Source organism: Vasconcelosia minhoensis LEGE 07310 (assembly GCF_015207255.1).
GTDB lineage: Bacteria > Cyanobacteriota > Cyanobacteriia > Phormidesmidales > Phormidesmidaceae > Vasconcelosia > Vasconcelosia minhoensis.
The window spans coordinates 36,453-54,412 of record NZ_JADEXG010000018.1; the positions used below are offsets into that span (position 1 = coordinate 36,453).

Below are 17,960 nucleotides of genomic sequence, written 5' to 3' on the forward strand. Positions count from 1 at the left end.
CGGATTTAATTTGCTCAAACCCGCTGAGGGAAATTGGATAACGCTGCTTCTCAGAAGTACAGAGCCCGTTTGCGTAAGCTACTTGAGAATGCCCAATCTGAGCGAAAGCGGCTAAAACCTGTTAAAACTTGGACAGTACCCAGACAAAAAAAGCCGGTTTTTGGCGAATTTTTATCGGTTCTAGGGCCGTTTTCGCCAAAGCTATTCGCCTTTCTTGAAATTCCTTAGCCTTAAACTATGCGCGTTCTCCTGGTCTACCCTCGATTTCCCAAGACGATCGAGTCCTATGAAAAAGTGTTGGAGCTGATTGACCGTAAGGCAACCATGCCGCCGCTGGGGCTGATTACCGTTGCCGCTATTTTGCCGCAAACGTGGGACTTTCAGCTGGTCGACTGCAACGTGCGGGACATTACCGAAGCCGAATGGAACTGGGCCGACCTGGTGATTATGTCGGCTATGATTGTGCAAAAGCCCGACCTGCTGGTGCTGATCCAGGAGGCCAAACAGCGCGGCAAACCGGTGGCGGTAGGCGGTCCCTTCCCGACCTCAGTGCCGCAAGATTCGCTAGCAGCCGGGGCCGATTATTTAATTTTGGACGAGGGGGAAGTGACCCTGCCGATGTTCGTCGCAGCGCTGGAGCGGGGCGAAACCCAAGGTACGTTTCGCTCCGACGGCGAAAAGCCCGACGTTACCGGTACGCCCGTTCCTCGCTATGACCTGCTGGAGCTGAATGCCTACAGCACGATGTGCGTCCAGTTCTCGCGCGGCTGTCCCTTCCAGTGCGAATTTTGCGACATCATTGTGCTCTATGGCCGCAAGCCGCGGACGAAAACGCCGCAGCAGCTGCTGGCCGAGCTGGAATGCCTCTACCAGCTGGGCTGGCGGCGGATGATTTTCATGGTGGATGACAACTTTATTGGCAATCAGCGCAATGTCAGGCTGCTGCTGGCTGAGCTCAAGGGCTGGATGGCCGAGCGCGGATATCCCTTTAGCTTCATTACCGAGGCGTCCCTCGATCTGGCGCAAAACCAGACTCTGATGGAGCAGATGGTGGACTGCAACTTTAAGGCGGTGTTTTTAGGAATCGAGACGCCGGATACCGACAGTCTGCAAATGACTAAAAAGTTTCAGAATATGCGCAGTTCCCTCGTCGATGCGGTCTGGACGATCAACCAGGCCGGGCTGCGGGCCATGGCCGGGTTTATTATCGGCTTCGATGGTGAAAAATCTGGGGCGGGCGATCGCATTATTGAATTCGTCGAGCAGACGGCCATCCCCACAACGACCTTTGGCATGCTCCAGGCGCTGCCCAATACGGCGCTTTGGCATCGCCTCAGCCGCGAGGGTCGGCTGCTGGAAAGTCCCAGCTCTGGCAATCAGACTGTGCTGATGAACTTTGTCCCGACTCGCCCGATGGCAGAGATTGCCGAAGAATATCTCCATGCCTTCTGTACGCTTTACGAACCCAAGCGGTTTCTCGACCGCACCTATCGCCATTTTCTGCATATGACTCCTCCCCGGCATCGGGCAGCCTTCAAGCGTCCGGCCCTAGCCGACCTTAAGGCGCTAGCGATCATCGTCTGGCGGCAGGGCTTCAAGCGCGACACCCGCTGGATGTTCTGGCATCATCTGTTCAGCATTCTGAAAAATAATCCGGCCCTGTGGGAGCAGTACCTCACCGTCTGCGCCTATGCCGAGCATTTCTGCGAAATTCGTCAGGTGGTACGCGACCAGGTGGAAGCGCAGGTCGCTCAGATTGGTCAGCAGAAGCCGATCGCTAAGGTAGAGGCGGAGAAGATTGGGGAAGCGGGTTCGGTGGCGGTAGGTAAGCGGTAGGGGGGTGATGGGGTTTGGTGTCTGAGTCGGCGTAGTGCAAACCTGTTGGACGTTTGAGAATCTGGCTGTGATGGCGCCGGTCGGGGAACGATAGTTCTTATTGTGGAGTCGCTGCCCGTGGGACCTTGACCATGCCGCTGACCATTCGACTGGATCTGGATTCAGAATCGGTTCAGGCTCATCTATTAGAAGGGTTAGACCAATGGCGGCGGCTGGGACTGCTTTCGGACGATCAGATTCGGCGCATGGCCGTTGTGCTGAGCCAGCCTTTGCCTGTCGTTCCCGAGGCCACTGCTGCTGAGTCTAAGACAGAAACGACAGAGACTGCCGCGCCGAACTTTACGACGGCCTTGGTCCAACAGCCGCGGCGGCCCCGACCTTCGCTGAGACTGCGATCGCTCTTAGCCGAAATCAGCGTCGTCTGGCTGCTGTTCCTCGGCGTTTTTCTAGTCGTCGTTTCCTCAGGGGTGCTGGCGGCGATCCAGTGGGACAATTTTTCTCGGGTGGGGCAGTACGGCATTCTGCTGGCCTATACGCTGGCTTTTTGGGCCGCGAGCCGCTGGACGCAGCGCCAGCCCAGATTGCAGCAGACGACCCGAATGCTGACCCTGACGACGCTGCTGATTATCCCCGTCAATTTTTGGATGATGGATGCGCTGGCGGTGGCCCGGGGTAGCGGTCTAATCGTCGCTATGGGAGCCGCTCTGGGCCTGAGTTTTCTGACGCTAGACCGGCTGAAGCCGCTCCAGCCGTCTAGCTGTTGGTTGTCCGTAATCAATGCGCTGGTGCTGAGCTGGCTGCATTGGGGCTGGGATTGGGGCGGCTGGCCTTTGCTGGCGACCTATATCGGTACCGTCGGTACGGCGGCTAATCTAACCCACCAAATTGGCCAGCACGGAGCCAGCGAACCGCTGAATAGATCAGAGAATGCGCCTGAGGCATCTAGCCAAGAGCGGTCCGTTTTTGCCTTTAGCATGCTGCCGCTAGCGCTAATGCTGCTGCTGGCCCGCTCGCTACTGGTGGCTCAGGTGCCGGTGAGCCAGCTGGGGCTAGCCCTGGGCATCTGCGGCTGGCTGCTCTGTCGGCTGCGTCGCCCGCAGCCCCTGTGGAGCTGGCCGGGAGCGGGACTGTTGCTGCTGGGCTGGTCGGTATGCGTCTGGCGACAGCCGCCGCTCCAGGCGATCGCGGTTAGCGGCCTGGCCCTGCACCTGCTGACGGCCCGACTGCAGCGGCACTGGCGCGGCGGCGACCTGCTGGCCCTGATTCTGGTGGCTTTTCAGACTTACTGGCTGACCTGGTTTGTCCTACCAGCTGCAGTGCGGCAGGGTTTGTTAGCGGGGCTGTCTAACCTGGCTCCGACGGCGGTGATGGCCGAACAGTTTGCCGGGATTGGCCTGTTTCCTGCCGTTTTGGGACTGCTGGGGCTTGGGGCAGCGCTGCGTCGCTGGCAGCAGCCCAGGCTAGCTCAGCAAACCCGCTATGGTGCCCTGGCGTTGGGAACGCTCCTGTTTTTGCTCAGTGCCACTAATGCCCTGACGGCAGCCGTCAATCTGCTGCTGTCGGCGCTGACGCTGGGGATTTTGGCGCGATCGCGGGTCGCCCGTCCGCTGCTCTATCTGACGCATATCACCGTGATCGCGGCTCTGCTGGGCTGGATTAATCTGCTCTGGCCGGGGCTGAGTAGCGATCTCTGGGGCCTGGTGCTGCTGGCGCTGACGACGGTGGAATGGATTGCATGCGTTGGGGAGCGCTATCGCCGCTGGCGGCAGAGCGCCTGGCATCTGGGCCTGGTACTGGCGGCGGCAGCTTACTTCCTGCTGCTCGACGGTGCCGCTGCGGATGGGAACTATCCCTGGGCCTGGTTACTCGTACCGATATTGCTAACGGGGCTAGCGAGCCGACAAACTTTTCCAGAGCCCCAGGCGGCGGTCGTCCTGACAATGGTAGCGCTGATCTGCCAGACGCCCTTTTTAGCGTTGGCCAGTCCCAGTCTGCGGCTGGTCAGCTTTGGCCTGGGGACGCTGCTGATGGCAGTCAATAGCCGCCGCCTACCCAATTTGGGAGTAGCGCTGTTTACCGTCGGGTCGGGGCTGGCCTGCTTGCTCAATGGGGCAGATGTCCTGAGTCGAGACGGGCTGGCGTTTGACCAATGGGGATTGCTGATGACAGGGCTGACGGTAGGTCTATGGGGACTGCGGAGTGTTTTTCGCCAGCGGTCCCCGGCTCAGGTCTATGCGCAAGCCTGCGACCTCTGGGCTAGGTTCATCGCTGGTCTGCTATTGCTCTACCTGTCGGGGCTGTTGGTCTGGGCCTATACCACTTTCTTAGGACTACTAGAGCCGGGCAGAGCCTTGCGTCTTGGCTTCATCAGCAGCCTGATACTGCTGGCTGGCCTGGTCTATCGCAATCGACCCCAGACAGAGTGGGTCAACTGGTTCACTGGCTGGACAGCGGAGGCTACCGTACTGGCCGCGATCGCGCTCATCGAGCCAAGCCTACCTGCGGCTGTAATTGCCACCCTGACCCTGGGTCTGATTACCCAGCTAACAGGCGACTGGCGGGTTACAAGATCGCGCTATCGGCCCAGCTGGCAAGGCATCCCGCTGACCTATGCCGGGCTGGGAATGCTGAACGGGCACTACGAGGGACTAACCACGACCACGGGATTTTATACCCTGGCGGCGGCGGTGATTGTGATTGGCGTGGGTCGTCGTCGCCGCCGGCTGAGGCCGCTGACCTATCTGGGACTGGGCTTAGTTTCGGCTGCAGCCTACGAAAAGCTGATCTATCATCTCTTCCTGGTCTCGGGTGGAGCGGCGGGAGACGGGCTGACGCTGATGGCCGGGCTGGGGTTGGCCATCGCGATCGCCCTGGCGACGGGTCGGAGCGGCTTTGCCCATTTTTACCGTCCTGAGCACTGCCAGCAGCATTACCCTACCCAGTCTGCTAATTGTCGGTGCCTTCTATGCCTGGCTGGCTAAACGGCTGGACGCCGTTCGCCTGAGCTATCTCAGCATTGGGCTGCTGGACTGGGCGCTGCTGCGCTATCTGAGCGATCAGGATTGGATCAATTTACTCTGGCTGGGGCTTCTGCTAGGGCTGTCGCTGCTCTACGTAATTCAGCTCGACCCTGGCCTGCAGGCCATAGAAGATCGCGAAAAACGTCATTGGCTGAGACTACTGGCAATCGGCCTGATTGGGCTAACGGCGCTCTACCAGGTTGAAGTGTCGTCCGCACCGCTGGTTCAGGCCGGGGTGACGCTGCTGCTCAGTACGGGGTTCATCCTGGCCGGGCTGATCCTACACATTCGCGCCCCTCTCTATATCGGCACGGTCACCTTCGTTTTCCAGGTGCTGCGAGTGATCGGCTTATATATTGACATCAACGGCACCCTGCTCTGGGCGATTGGTATTGTCCTGGGACTGCTGTTTATCTGGACTGCCTCCACCTTTGAATCGCGGCGATCACAGGTGAACGAGCTGATGTCCGCCTGGGCCAGTGAGCTGGAAAATTGGGAATAGCCTACTGCGGTTTTGCGCCCAGGCAGCTGGTCAGAACGCTAGCGAGGTTCTCAAGGTAGGGAGACTCGTATAGATGCTGATGTTTGCTCTCAACCATGTGCAGCTTGAAACGATCCGGGTCGACATGACGATCCCAGCCCAAGAGCAGGCCATCGACTGACTCCACTGCCTGCTGGTTGGCCCACAGCGACTGGGGCTGATAGGGATAAAAGCGCGGCACGTAGGTATGGAGCTTGGTTAGCAGGAAATCCAGCTGACCCGGGTAAGGCTTGGGCAGATAGTTCTGCTGGGCGCGGACAAAGGTTTCGAAGAAGCGATCTTTGATCAGCTGCTCTCGTTCTCTTGCTTTGCCTGAACGAGCCGCTGGCTGAGGAGCGGGAGGCTGCGCTGAATTATTCGGTTTTCTAGACCCGCGATCTCTGGCCGTCGAAGGCTTTCGGCTAGGACGCTGGAGCTTGTTCTGAACGCCCTGAGTGAGTTTATTCAAGAAGGAGCCCAGATATTCTATTCGTTCACCAGAATCCCGCTGTTTAAGCTGCTCTAGGTGATAATTTTTGGCATAGCCCAGCCGACGGCGATAGAAATTGGCGGTGAAGAGAAAATAGCTCCAGTCGAACCGACTGTGCCGGTAGCTCGGTTTGTGATAGTAATAGCGAGCCCGGGCCAGGACGTACTGGTCGAGCTGCGGGTGGGGCGTATCCAGTAGCGCTGCCAGGGCAACTTCTTCCCCCTGCTGGGTCAGCTGCTGCGCCATCTCATAGACGACGATGCCGCCGGAGCATTGGCCCACCAGCTGATAGGGACCGTGGGGCTGAACCGTTTGAATTTCGGCGATGTAGTGCGCCGCCATGGCTTCGATTGTGGGTAGGGGAAGCTGCTGACCGTCTAACCCGACCCCCCGCAGCGCATACAGCGGCTGCTGCGGCCCCAAATGCTTCACTAGCTCGCCAATGCCTAACACATCGCCAAAGCCGCCATGGATAAAAAACAGCGGCAGCTCCGAGCCGTTGGGCTGGATGGGCACCAGCGATCGCCAGCGGTCTGCCGCTGAGTCTTCCTGGTCTAGCAGTGCCGCTAGCTTTTCTACCGTCGGGTGCTCTAGCAGGACCGTCATTGGCAGCCGCTGTCCAAAGCGATCCTCAATCTGGGCAAAGACCTCGACTGCGAGGAGGGAAGTGCCCCCCAGTTCAAAAAAGTTATCCTGCCGGCCAACCTGGTCAATCCGCAGTCCGCTTTGCCAGATCGCTGCCAGGGTTTTCTCCGTCTCGGTCTGGGGAGGCACAAACCGGGCCTGCGATGAGCGCTGCCGCTGCTGCTGAGCTTCTACCGCCGCTAAAATCTGGGCCGGAGTCACCAGGTCTGAGGCAATCCGATTCCACAGCTCGGATACGCTTGCTCGGCTGACCGCAGCGCTCGGCTGAGCTGCGGATTTGGCCTGAGCTTGGGACTGAGCCTGAACCGGGGCTTCTGGCTGGGTCAGGCTGAAATGGAGCGACCGGGCAGCCTCTGTTGGTAGAGTGTAGTCGGTTCGCTGCGCCTGAGCCTGCTCAAAGTCCTTGCCGATAGCGGCGAGGAAATTGGCGACGGGCTTATTTTTAGCTGTGGGCAGATAGGGTAGGTGAACGGTGTCTAACCCCCGCTCCACCGCTACCTGGCCGAGGTGAGCCACCATTCGATGCTCCACCCCCCGACCCAGAACGCGGCAGCTGAGCAAAAAGGTATCGACGCTGAGCTGGCTGGCCTCGGCCCGGGCCAGGATGACGCCTACTAGGCCATAGTCACCAAAGCGATCGCGCACCTCCACTACCCAGCAGTCGCCCTCAGACTGGCAGAACTGGCGGATATCGGCTTCTGAACGGCGCACCGTAGTGGCGTTGAACTGGTTGGTGCGCTGGGTCAGCTGGGCCACCCGGGCCACCTGCTCAGGCTGGACGGGCGTAATCTCAATTTGGAGCTGGAGCCCCTCGATGAAGCTTTCAAAGCTGACCGTTTCCTGCAAAAAGCGATCGCGCTCAATATTCTGCTTGTAGAGCTGGGTGCGCTGGCTATCAGCCTCGGTCACCTGGAGCTGGTCGAAGGGCCAAGCCTGTTCCAGAAACTGGGGAATTTTCTCGGTCGCCTGGGGCAGCTGTAGCGTCAGCACCTGGGGACAGCTGGCCCGCACCTCTGAGCATTCGATCGGATTGTCGTCAATGAAAATGAAGCTGTCCAGCCCCAGGTTCAGCTCCTGAGCCAGGGAGCGAATATTCTCTGACTTGGGCTGCCAGTTAATCCGGCTGCTGACCAGGTGAGATGGCTTTAGCGGCATATCCTGGCGCTGCCGAAACACTTCATCCACGTCTTCTTCGACGTTTTTACTGCACAGGCAGAGCAGCATCCCCGCCTGGCTACGGGCAACCATAAAGTTTTGCAGCGCCAGCCAGGGCGCATCCAGGCCAATCCCCTGCGGCCCAATCTCGCCGCAGACGCCCTTCCACAAGGTATTGTCGCAGTCCAGCACGATTACCTTATAGGGGGCGCGGGTTAGGGCCGAAAGCTGCCGTGCGATCGCGCTTCCCAGCGCCGTAAAGTACAGGTCGGTGTAGGGGATATGGCCCAAGCTGTCGCGCTTGGCGTCGTAGAAAGCATCGACCGGGTAGCGCTGCGCAATCTGGTCTGCGGTCGTCACGTAGATTCCCTTACAGGGCTCCAAGGCCGAGACGAGCTGCTGCTGGAGCTGCTCGAACAGCGCCGCGTAGGTTGCTTCGGCAGTGGGTGAAGCGGGAGCAACGTACAGCAGGTAAGGCGTAGCGGACTGGGCGGCGGCGGACTGGAGGGCTGAGATTAGCTCCTGCACGGTCTGCTCCATTGGGGCTGCGGCTGAATCGGCACTGGCTAGCGCCTCGGCCGGTAGCAGGTCTTCAAACCGAATTAGAACGACGTTGGCCCCAGCTGAATTTTGGGCCAGCAGGCTAGTCGGGTTAAGCAGCTGCTGAAAAATCTGGTTGTAGGGCGCAAAGGTGACTGTACAGTCCAGGCTAAGCGTCTGGCTCCAGAAAGCCAGGCTGTCGGCTAGCGGCTCGGCGGTGAAGGTGGCCGCGATCGCAACCTGCATGGCTTTTTTAGAATTCTGCTGGCTCGTTGGGACGCTATGCTCACTCAGCTTGGATGCATTCCGATGGGCTTGGCTGACCATATTAAATCTCAGAAACGGCTGCGCAATATTGATCCGTGAAACTCCGTACCACCCTAGCGTTAGCACCCGTGGCTCGCCGCCTTTTAGCCGGGGCTTTACAGTTTATTTGTTTATCTATATCTATCTATGTTTTGGAGGTTAAGCTGACCCGGCTGAATATGTCCTCATTTTGGCCGCTAAGGGAGGCTTGCCCCCTATAGCGCCCGCAGCGCGATCGGCTTCCATGTTTGGGTAGACTATGTGCTAGGATTATTAACCGTTGGGTGACGATGGGTCGGTGCCCGAGTGGTTAATGGGGGCGGACTGTAAATCCGCTGGCTACGCCTACGCTGGTTCAAATCCAGCCCGGCCCACCACCTGTAAAATGGAGCAAATGCCCGTGTGGCTCAGTGGTAGAGCACACCCTTGGTAAGGGTGAGGTCACGAGTTCAATCCTCGTCACGGGCTTCTTTTTTCAGATACCTACGGCATATTCAGCAACGCTGTCCATTCTTCCTAGCGTTTATCTATATCACAGGGCGTTTATCTATTCGCAGGATTGAAGCGCTCAAAATCTTCCACTCAAAGATAAACATCTCTAAACTTATGTATCTAGTTTTTTGGAAAGCTAGTCACATAAGTTTAAGGGCTTTTATTGTTGATACTATCAGCTAAGTAGAAATGCACTTTTGTCGTTGATGCCATCAACAGGCGTTTCTCTTACGTACGAGGTCATAGACATCGATAACTTGCGAGGGCTAATGTTCGCGCAAGCAAAAGATACAGGGAATGGTTGCTTTAAAGCAATGATTCTTAAAGGCTCCTTATTGAGGTGCCTGTTAACCTTTCGAGGCTTACCTGACTATTTCAAGATTTATCTTGTTGCCACTAAATACAAAAGCGGATTTTCTCTTAAAACAAAAAACAAACTGTAGGAGGTTTAGTTCATGAGTATTGTAGCTAAGGTGATTGCTCAATCAGATCGCGCTGACCGATTTTTAAGTAGTGCTGAGCTGACTCAGCTCCAAGATTTTTTCAACGATAGCGGTGCGCGGATCAGCGCTGCCCAAAAATTAGCAGCCAACCAGCAGAAAATTGTTGAAGAAGGCAGCAAACGATTTTGGGAGCAGTGTCCCAATACCCCTAGCAACAGCGGTGACAAGCAAAAAACGGCCCTTTGTCAGCGAGATCAAGGATGGTATATCCGCCTGGTGAGCTATTGTTTGCTGGCTGGCAATTCTAAGCCCTTAGAAGATATTGGTCTGGATGGAATGCGCGATATGTACGTCTCCCTAAACGTGCCTTTAGCAAATCTAAAACTGGCAATGCGCTGCTTAAAGCAAGTTGCTACAGGTCTCTTAAGCTCTGAAGAAGCTGCATTAGCTAGCCCCTACTTTGACCAGCTCATCCGAGCTTTTTAAGCTTGTTCATTCGTTTTACCCTGCCCGCTACAGGTTCTGAAGCTGAGTAGGGAAGCGCTTTTAGCCCGAAGTCCACATTTTCAAAACTAGAAACAATCATGCAAGACACAATCACTTCGATCATTAACCCTGCTGATGAGAAAGGCCGCTATCTGGAGGGTAATGACCTTGACAAACTCAAGCAATATCTTCAATCAGGCGCCCTACGCGTTAAAGCGGCTAGTCAGATTGGTGGAAATGTTGACAGCATTATCAGCAAAACCGTTGAGAAAAGCCTGCTGTACGGAGATATTACGCTGCCGGGTGGCAATATGTATCCTACTCGGCGTTATGCCGCCTGCCTGCGAGATTTAACCTATTTCCTGCGCTATGCCACCTATGCCATGTTGGCTGCTGACCCTTCCATTTTGGATGAGCGGGTTCTCAATGGCTTAAAAGAGACCTACTCGTCCTTGGGCGTCCCGATTGAGCCGACTATCCAAGCTATTCAGGCCATGAAGGAAGTTGTTACCCAACGAGTAGGCGCTGAAGCCGGGCAAGAAATGGATGTTTATCTCGATCACATCATATCTGGTTTGAGCTAGGCATTTCTCTTCAAATCTATGGGTCTATTCGCGAGGGTAGACCCGTGCTGAACATCCCTATTGCTGACGACCTACTGCCATGTACGCTTCTGACAAAACCCAAGAATATCCTTGGTGGGCAGGAAATGCCCGGTTTATCGATCTGTCTAATACGTTTATCGTTGCTCACGTCGCTCAGGCTGCCCTGATTATGCTGTGGGCTGGGTCATTTACCCTATTTGAGCTGGCCGTTTATTCTTCCGATGCGCCGCTTTACACCCAGGGCCTGATTCTGCTGCCCCATCTGGCCACTGAGGGCTGGGGTATTGGCTCAGGTGGCGCGATTGTTGATACCAGCGTCTGGTTCTCGATTGGGGCTATTCATATTGTCGCGGCTGCCGTGTTAGCGGGTGGAGCCTATTTTCACTACACTCGACTGCCTGCTAGCTTGGCGAACGCTCCAAACAATGCCGCTAAGTTTCATTTTGAGTGGCAAGATGCTAAAAAGCTGGGCTTTATTCTAGGGCATCACCTCATCTTTTTGGCCTTAGGAGCGCTGCTGCTCGTTGCTAAAGCGCAGTACTTTGGGGGGCTCTACGATGCCTATTCAGACTCGGTACGGGTAGTTGCCTCTCCGACGCTTAGCCCGGCTGCCATCTGGGACTATAGAACGCATCTGTTTGATGTTAGAAGCCTAGAAGACTTGGTGGGTGGACATATCTATGTCGCTGGTCTATTGATTGCAGGAGGCATCTGGCACATTCTGGTTCCTCCCTTCCAATGGGTTAAGCGGTTTTTCTTCTTTTCGGGAGATGGCATTTTATCCTACTCGCTGTTTGGTATTGCCATAGCAGGCTTTGCGGCCTCTTACTACTGCGGCTTCGATTCACTGGCCTATCCTGAAAAGTTCTATGGCCCTACCTTGGAATTGAAATCGTCACTGCTGCCGCGCTATTACGAGGTTCAGCCAACCATGGCCGACGGCTATACTAGCCGGGTCTGGCTGGCAAATGCTCATTTCTATCTAGCCTTTTTCTTCTTGCAGGGCGGCCTATGGCATTTTCAACGGGCGGCAGGCTTCAATATCAGTAACCTGCTGGAAAACTGGCGGCGAAATCGGCTTGTGAGCAGTGAAAATCCCACGCTGGCTTATCAGCACTCAGAACGGTTACAGCCCGGCTCCGCTGTGACTTTAGGATACGGTATGCCGGAAGCTGAGCCACAGCCCCAGCTGAAAATAAGACAATACGACGAGGATTATATCTATCGGCCCATTAGAAGGATGTCTCAAACCGATCTGACTACCATTAATGGCGTCAAAAAGACGCTGTATCAGACGGCCTATCAGTCCCAGAAAGACAGGTTCTATCAATCTTCTAAGCAAGATAAATCTGAGGCTGAAACCTTGTTTGGATATGGTAAATCCTATTCGGATCGCCTGTATGAGAGACCTGAAAATTTGGCAACTAAGCCACCTGCATACTCTCGACCCATCGAAACCACAGTTTACGAACCTAGGCTTCAGTAATCGCTTACTGAGAACCCTATTGAATAGGCTATGAGCTCCCCTGGAAGCACGGATTTGGTGAGTAAAGCTAAGATCAAGTGCTACGGCGGCTAATCCTGGTTTTGCTCACCTATTCAAGTAGGCATAGCTCTACTTGGACTTTTGAGTTCCAAACGGAGGAAAGCTGGAAATATTTCCGTGAAAGCTCCAAAACATTGCTATAACCTATGCTGCAACTACCACCCAAGCAATGAAGATACTGATTAATGACTGACTTATTCATAAGCTTCTCGCTCGGTTCGTGTTACTTCTCTTGCGCTGATTAAGCGAATTGAATTGCCTCTTTCTTTACCGTTTGTCCAACCTTAGCCAGCTCAGACGGCACGTAGGCTAGCGCAATCGGGTAGCCCAGCGTAGACGAGAGAGTGCCGCTGGTGAAGATAATGCAGCACTCACCCGCGTCAACCATTAGCAAATACTTGAGGGACAATATCAAAGGGTTGATTCCCTTTGAAACGGCAAATCTTAAAGTCCCGATCAAGCGTAAAAATTCGTTTTTGATTGAGAGCTTCAGCCGCAGCCACTAAGGAAGCATCTGCTAAATCCATTGGCAAATCTCGATACTGCTCCATTAATGCTTGCATCTTGGTTTGCTCATCTTCCTAGTTGAAGTGAAGTACAAGGATCTGATTAGTAACGTAACCCCATAATTCCTGCTGTGCCGACCAGCCGCCATATCGACCTAACAAGTACATGGCTTCTGTGAAACATGACCATGTCGTAACCAAAGGTGCGGAAAGATCGGATAAAGCATTGACGCAACGAGTATGATTGATGTCACTCTGGTTAATCAAAGCAATCAAAGGAGACGCATCACAAAGAGTCACTGCTCCAATCCTGGTAGCTTGTACTTCTCAACTAGCAGATCTGTGAATGCATCTTTGGGGAGATAGGTAGAAATTCGTCTGCCTAATCACCCGAAGAAAATGGCAGGCAGGAACTTTCCGCCTAGCTACAGCTGATTATACACTGACAGCCCTAGGCAGTTTGCCGCGATCGCATCTTGCTGAGGCTTGACCCGTCCCAGATATGGGTTAGTTCTGAGTTTGGGCTCGATAGAACGGGCGCTTGACGACGGTTGCAGGGAAAAGGCGATCGCGAATCTCAACCTCCACCGTTTGCCCAACCTTAGCCAGCTCAGACGGCACGTAGGCCAGGGCAATCGGGTAGCCCAGCGTAGGCGAGAGAGTGCCGCTGGTGACAATTCCGACTGGTTTATCCTGCGCCATAATCGGGTAGTCATGCCGGGCGATATTGCGTCCCTCTAGCTGAAGTCCAACCAGGCGACGTGAAACGCCGGTTTTCCTTTGCTGCTGGAGGACGGGGCGACCGATAAAGTTTTGAGGCTTGTCCAAATGCACTAGCCAGCCCAACCCCGCCTCCAGAGGCGTCGTCGTATCGGCAATGTCCTGACCGTAAAGGGCCATCGCCGCCTCTAGCCGCAGTGTATCCCTTGCGCCTAAGCCGCAGGGCGTGACGCCCTGGTCTAACAGTGCCTGCCAGACTGCTGCGGCTTGGCTGGCTTCGACCATCAGCTCAAAGCCGTCTTCGCCGGTGTAGCCGGTGCGGGCGAAAAAGACGGGTGTGTCTAAAATCTGGCCGGTGTGATGGCCATAGCGGGGGATTTTCGTCAGATCGTCCGCCGTTAGGGCTTGCAGCTTGGCAGTTGATTCCGGTCCCTGTACCGCAATCAGGGCCTGGTCGCGGGAACAGTCTTGCAGCTGTACCGTTTCGGCCAGGTTGCTGAGCAGCCAATCTTTATCCTTATTCGTGGTGGCGGCGTTGACGATCAGGGTGACTCGTTCAGAACCGAGATCGCGCCCCTGGTCATAGACAATCAGGTCGTCAATAATGCCACCCTGGGGATTCAGCAGCACCGTATACTGGGCCTTTCCCGGCGATAGACGGCTCAGGTCGGTCGGCACCAGCTGCTGTAACACTTCAAGCACCGCCGTCCCCGTGAGCACAAATTTGCCCATGTGGGAAATGTCAAACATGCCCGCCGCCTGCCGGACGGCCTGATGCTCCTGCTTAATGCTGCTGAACTGCACCGGCATTTCCCAGCCGGAAAATTCCGTCAGGCGAGCGCCCTGATACAGCGCATGGAGCGGCGTTTGGTGCAGGGTCATAGAATCTGTCGGCGAAGGAACGGCACCATTGCGTCACTCACCTTCTCAGACCAGTCTTCTTGAGCATAGTGCCCGACCGCCTCCAGCTTAGCGATATCGACCGAATGCAGCCTCTGGGCAAAGGTCTCAGCCATGCTCACCGACAGCCACTTATCCTCCGTCCCCCAGACGATCAGCGTCGGCGGCTGCCAGTCGCTGAACCCCTGCTCCAGTCGCGCCATCGTTTCCTTCAGGTTCAGCCGTTTAATCGTCGCCAGCAGCGCCCGACCGGCGTCGGAGCTTGTGAGGAAAGGACGGCGATAGACATCCAGGTCGGCATCCTCTACCACATAGGGGCCGCCGCCCTCCAGGGTGCGATCCACCAGCAGCGGGTCCTGGGTCAGCATGTCACCCACCAGCGGAATGCTCATCTGCTTCAGCTTCCAGGGCAGCTTGGCATCACGGGTTAGCGGCGTATTCAGGATAATCAGTCGCTCGATCTGGTCGGGATGCTCTGCCGCATAGAGCAGTCCGGCTGAGCTAGCAAAGCCCTGCACCACCAGCGAAAATCGCTCAATTTCCAATACCTTTAGCCAGTCGGAAAAGGCGGTGACGAAAGCATCGGGGGTATAGGCAAAGTCGCGCGGCTCCGGCTTGTCTGAAAAGCCCTGGCCAATCCAGTCAGGCGCGATCGCGCGTAGCCCCTGCTTGGCCAGAGCCGCCATCACGCCCCGCCAGCTGTAGCTCTGCGCCACAATCCCATGCAGCAAAATCACCGGCGGTCGCTCGCTGGGGTTCATCGGCTCTGCCTCGCGGTAAAACCAGGTGAGGTCGCCGACTTTGATTCGCTGCTCTGCTATAGCCACATTTAACCTTGGGTCTTGAGTCTTTAACTGGGTAAGTCTGAGCTTATCGCTTAGCGAAATGCCAGCGCAAGCCGCTTCAGCCCGCTGGTTTCCAAACTTAACCTTCCTGCTTGCTCCTGCTTGCCCAAAGGGGGTTAATGATTGGGGCCAGCCAATATTCAGGGCGTTTTACTTCTTCAACAACGGCCAGATCAATTTTTTTTTGATGGTACTATGCAGGCCAGAGCGGGCTGAAAGGGACTGATCTTCTATGACATATTGCAGATATGGTATTCGCGGCTAGACCTTTTTTAATTGGGGGACTGATTGTCTTGGGGCAGGTGGGATGCCTGTGGGCGAGTTCCGCGATCGCTCAGACGCCTCGCCCCGACCTGCCGCCCAATATCCTGCCCGAAAGCCTACCAGAGCGCCCCTTTCCTGAAGAGCCACCCCCAGAGCCGCCGCTGCCAGAAGATCCGCTGCCGCCGCTGCCCTCCCCCGACGAGCTGCTCCGGCCTGAAACGTCTCCGCCCTCAGATGGCGGATTTGAGGCCCCAGACGAGACCTTCTATGTTCGGGAAATTCAGATTATTGGCAGCACTGTCTTTTCTGAAGCCGACTTTGCCGACCTGGTAGCGCCCTATGAAGGGCGGTTGGTCAGCTTCAACCAGCTTTTGCAGCTCCGCTCTGACATTACCCAGCGCTATGTCGAGGCAGGCTACATTACCTCTGGAGCACTGATTCCGCCTCAGACCCTGACCGATAATACCGTCGCCATCCAGGTGATTGAAGGTCGCCTAGAAGAAGTGATTGTGACTGGAACCAAACGCCTCAGCCCTGGCTATATCCGCAGCCGGATTCAGCGAGTAGCGGACCCCCCGCTCAACGTGGATGAGCTGCTGGCGGGGCTCCAGCGGCTCCAACTCGATCCGCTGATTGAGACCGTTTCGGCAGATTTACAGGCCGGGGTCAGTCCTGGAACGAGCCGTTTGGTCGTAGATGTGGCTGAGGCAGATTCCTTCGCAGTCAATACCAGCGTTGCCAACGACCGGTCGCCCAACATCGGCGAGACCCAGCGCACGATTGGCCTGAGTGAAGGCAATCTGTTCGGCATTGGCGATCGGCTGGCTTTCAACTACGACAACACCGACGGCAGTGACGGGGTTGACTTCAGCTACACCCTACCTGTCAGCCCCAACAACGATACGCTGGGCTTTCGCGCGGGCTATTCCGACAGCCGGATTCTCGATTCCGCTTTTTCAGACGCTAGCCCTGATATTGACATTTCATCGGAGAGTTTCTACGCCGAGCTTGGCTATCGGCGACCCCTGGTCGAAACGCCGACCGAAGAGCTGGCCTTGGGCCTCGACCTGTTTTACCAGGAGAGCCAGACTCGCCTGAGTGTTCCAGGTCTGATCGATTCGATTCCGTTTCCGCTGTCGCCAGGGGCAGATGACAAGGGCCGGACTCGACTGACGGCACTGCGGTTTTCTCAGGAATGGACCCAGCGCAGTCAGAGCCACGTGCTGGCGCTGCGATCGCAGTTTAGCCTGGGCCTGCGCCTGTTTAATGCCACCGTCAACGAAGAGACTACTAACGGTACCGGCCCCGACAGCCAGTTTCTCTCATGGCGCGGGCAGGGCCAGTGGGTCAAGCTGCTGGGAGAAGATACGCTCTTTTTGCTGCGCGGCGACGTGCAGCTGACGGCGGATGATTTGCTCCCCCAGGAAGCGTTTGGGCTGGGCGGCATCCGCAGCGTGCGCGGCTACCGGCAGGATGCGCTGCTGCGAGATAGCGGGGCGCTGCTCTCGGCTGAGTTTCGTCTGCCCATAGCTAGAATTCCAGAATGGGATGGCGTGCTCCAGGTGACGCCCTTTATCGATGCCGGTGTGGCCTGGGATAGCCGCAATGATGCAGCAGCTCAAAACAGATTTGATACGAATACCCTGGTTGGGGCTGGCTTTGCCCTGCTCTGGCAGCAGGGCGACAACTTTGAAGCCCGGCTCGACTGGGGAATTCCGCTGGTCAACATCCCCAATGAGAATGACAGCCTGCAGGAAAACGGCATCTATTTTTCGGTTCGCTACAGTCCCTTTTAGCCTTTTACTACTCCGCAGCGAGCTCAGACGCGACACAGCAATCAGCCATGGGTTCTGCAGACAATTCACCCAGCCCAACAGACTCCAACAGACTTGCCCAGCCATTGCTTATAGCAACGTTTTGAGGGTCTTCTCGATAGCGCTCGCCTAGAACGGTGAGCGCATCCTGCCAAATGCCGTGAGCAGCATAGAGCGATGCGCTTTCTACTGTTGTTGCTGCTAGCTGCGCTTGTAAACCCGGATTGATGTCGGTGCGAGCAATCCATCCCTTGACGTAGGGCGGCTCGCTAGCCGCAGCCAAATCGCAGTGAACCATGAAGTACCACTGATAGGGCGCGTCAACGGCTAGGGGAGGATAGCTCTCTGGCAGAGAGACCTGAACAATGCTGGGGCTATCTTGCTCAGCCACAAACCGGGTCTGATAGAGCGTCTCTCCGCTTTCATCCTGAAAAACAAATTCCAGCGCGGTATCCGCATCCAGCCTATAGGGTACATAGAACCAGAAGGAGGGATGGGCCTCTGTTGTCAGGCTAAATACAGATTCATAGTTGAGCAGCTCGGATTCGTCAGCAGCTGACTCCGCAGTTGATAGCGAAACCTGGGTCGCGGGCGCTAGCGCCGTCAGGCTAGATTGACCATCGGCCAGTCCGCAGCTGCCGCGGCTGGCTCCCCCGCGCTGACGGCCGGACGGACGACCCCGGTCGGGGAGCGGCGGCGGCGTGAACTGAATTGGGTTGACTTCGAGGGCGGTAGACTGGGCCAGGACAAAACTTGGGGATAAGGTTGCCCAGCCCAGCCCCACCGCAAACATACCAACTAAGGCCGTGCTTTGATGATGCTTCATA

Annotated in this window: 12 protein-coding genes, 2 tRNA genes and 1 pseudogene; 9 read left to right on the forward strand and 6 right to left on the reverse strand. The window is 56.1% G+C overall.

The window, feature by feature from the left end:
* The first annotated feature begins 237 nt into the window (after positions 1-237).
* From IQ241_RS09625 to IQ241_RS09635, 3 genes are all read left to right on the forward strand, one after another.
* Complete coding sequence (locus tag IQ241_RS09625; protein WP_193906438.1) at positions 238-1,836, forward strand: B12-binding domain-containing radical SAM protein; 1,599 nt, start codon at positions 238-240, stop codon at positions 1,834-1,836.
* Between the two features lie 131 nt (positions 1,837-1,967).
* Positions 1,968-4,817: a hypothetical protein gene (locus tag IQ241_RS09630; RefSeq protein ID WP_193906440.1), complete on the forward strand. Its 2,850-nt coding sequence runs from the start codon at positions 1,968-1,970 to the stop codon at positions 4,815-4,817.
* Complete coding sequence (locus IQ241_RS09635; protein ID WP_193906442.1) at positions 4,729-5,358, forward strand: hypothetical protein; 630 nt, start codon at positions 4,729-4,731, stop codon at positions 5,356-5,358. The genes IQ241_RS09630 and IQ241_RS09635 overlap by 89 nt, the downstream gene beginning before the upstream one ends.
* Before the next feature lies 1 nt (position 5,359).
* Here the strand turns inward: IQ241_RS09635 and IQ241_RS09640 are convergent, their stop codons facing one another.
* The gene (locus IQ241_RS09640; RefSeq protein ID WP_193906452.1) at positions 5,360-8,533 is read right to left on the reverse strand and encodes an HAD-IIIC family phosphatase; all 3,174 of its coding nucleotides are present in this window, start codon (positions 8,531-8,533) and stop codon (positions 5,360-5,362) included.
* Between the two features lie 271 nt (positions 8,534-8,804).
* Here IQ241_RS09640 and IQ241_RS09645 point away from each other — a divergent pair.
* From IQ241_RS09645 to IQ241_RS09665, 5 genes are all read left to right on the forward strand, one after another.
* Positions 8,805-8,889 (forward strand) — tRNA-Tyr (locus IQ241_RS09645).
* Between the two features lie 19 nt (positions 8,890-8,908).
* Positions 8,909-8,980, forward strand: a tRNA-Thr gene (locus IQ241_RS09650).
* Between the two features lie 479 nt (positions 8,981-9,459).
* Positions 9,460-9,933 carry an allophycocyanin subunit alpha-B gene (apcD, locus tag IQ241_RS09655; RefSeq protein ID WP_193906454.1) on the forward strand — a complete coding sequence of 158 codons (474 nt, stop codon included), beginning with the start codon at positions 9,460-9,462 and terminating at the stop codon, positions 9,931-9,933.
* A gap of 98 nt (positions 9,934-10,031) precedes the next feature.
* Positions 10,032-10,517: an allophycocyanin subunit beta gene (locus IQ241_RS09660; RefSeq protein ID WP_193906457.1), complete on the forward strand. Its 486-nt coding sequence runs from the start codon at positions 10,032-10,034 to the stop codon at positions 10,515-10,517.
* A 79-nt stretch (positions 10,518-10,596) separates the two neighbouring features.
* Positions 10,597-12,024 (forward strand): chlorophyll a/b binding light-harvesting protein, encoded by a 1,428-nt coding sequence (locus IQ241_RS09665; RefSeq protein WP_193906465.1) that lies wholly within the window; start codon positions 10,597-10,599, stop codon positions 12,022-12,024.
* Between the two features lie 301 nt (positions 12,025-12,325).
* Here the strand turns inward: IQ241_RS09665 and IQ241_RS09670 are convergent.
* From IQ241_RS09670 to IQ241_RS09685, 4 genes and pseudogenes are all read right to left on the reverse strand, one after another.
* Positions 12,326-12,439, reverse strand: a pseudogene (locus tag IQ241_RS09670) (glycine cleavage T C-terminal barrel domain-containing protein); the annotation flags it as partial.
* 25 nt (positions 12,440-12,464) lie between these two features.
* Positions 12,465-12,647: a hypothetical protein gene (locus IQ241_RS25480; protein WP_228021538.1), complete on the reverse strand. Its 183-nt coding sequence runs from the start codon at positions 12,645-12,647 to the stop codon at positions 12,465-12,467.
* Between the two features lie 450 nt (positions 12,648-13,097).
* Entirely contained in the window at positions 13,098-14,192 is a 1,095-nt protein-coding gene (gcvT, locus tag IQ241_RS09680) for a glycine cleavage system aminomethyltransferase GcvT (RefSeq protein WP_193906469.1), read from the reverse strand.
* On the reverse strand, positions 14,189-15,037 hold the full coding sequence (locus tag IQ241_RS09685) for an alpha/beta fold hydrolase (protein WP_193906472.1): 849 nt from the start codon (positions 15,035-15,037) through the stop codon (positions 14,189-14,191). The genes gcvT and IQ241_RS09685 overlap by 4 nt, the downstream gene beginning before the upstream one ends.
* A 266-nt stretch (positions 15,038-15,303) precedes the next feature.
* Between IQ241_RS09685 and IQ241_RS09690 the strand changes: the two genes are divergently transcribed.
* Positions 15,304-17,115 carry a ShlB/FhaC/HecB family hemolysin secretion/activation protein gene (locus IQ241_RS09690; protein ID WP_193906474.1) on the forward strand — a complete coding sequence of 604 codons (1,812 nt, stop codon included), beginning with the start codon at positions 15,304-15,306 and terminating at the stop codon, positions 17,113-17,115.
* A gap of 7 nt (positions 17,116-17,122) precedes the next feature.
* On the opposite strand, the gene IQ241_RS09695 is transcribed toward IQ241_RS09690, so the two are convergent.
* Complete coding sequence (locus IQ241_RS09695) at positions 17,123-17,959, reverse strand: DUF928 domain-containing protein (RefSeq protein ID WP_193906476.1); 837 nt, start codon at positions 17,957-17,959, stop codon at positions 17,123-17,125.
* Position 17,960 lies beyond the last annotated feature (1 nt).

Coding starts and splice junctions, on each gene's coding strand:
- IQ241_RS09625 (WP_193906438.1), top strand. CDS start 238: ATGCGCGTTCTCCTGGTCTACCCTCGATTTCCCAAGACGATCGAGTCC.
- IQ241_RS09630 (WP_193906440.1), top strand. CDS start 1,968: ATGCCGCTGACCATTCGACTGGATCTGGATTCAGAATCGGTTCAGGCT.
- IQ241_RS09640 (WP_193906452.1), bottom strand. CDS start 8,533: ATGGTCAGCCAAGCCCATCGGAATGCATCCAAGCTGAGTGAGCATAGC.
- apcD (WP_193906454.1), top strand. CDS start 9,460: ATGAGTATTGTAGCTAAGGTGATTGCTCAATCAGATCGCGCTGACCGA.
- IQ241_RS09660 (WP_193906457.1), top strand. CDS start 10,032: ATGCAAGACACAATCACTTCGATCATTAACCCTGCTGATGAGAAAGGC.
- IQ241_RS09665 (WP_193906465.1), top strand. CDS start 10,597: ATGTACGCTTCTGACAAAACCCAAGAATATCCTTGGTGGGCAGGAAAT.
- IQ241_RS25480 (WP_228021538.1), bottom strand. CDS start 12,647: ATGCAAGCATTAATGGAGCAGTATCGAGATTTGCCAATGGATTTAGCA.
- gcvT (WP_193906469.1), bottom strand. CDS start 14,192: ATGACCCTGCACCAAACGCCGCTCCATGCGCTGTATCAGGGCGCTCGC.
- IQ241_RS09690 (WP_193906474.1), top strand. CDS start 15,304: ATGGTATTCGCGGCTAGACCTTTTTTAATTGGGGGACTGATTGTCTTG.
- IQ241_RS09695 (WP_193906476.1), bottom strand. CDS start 17,959: ATGAAGCATCATCAAAGCACGGCCTTAGTTGGTATGTTTGCGGTGGGG.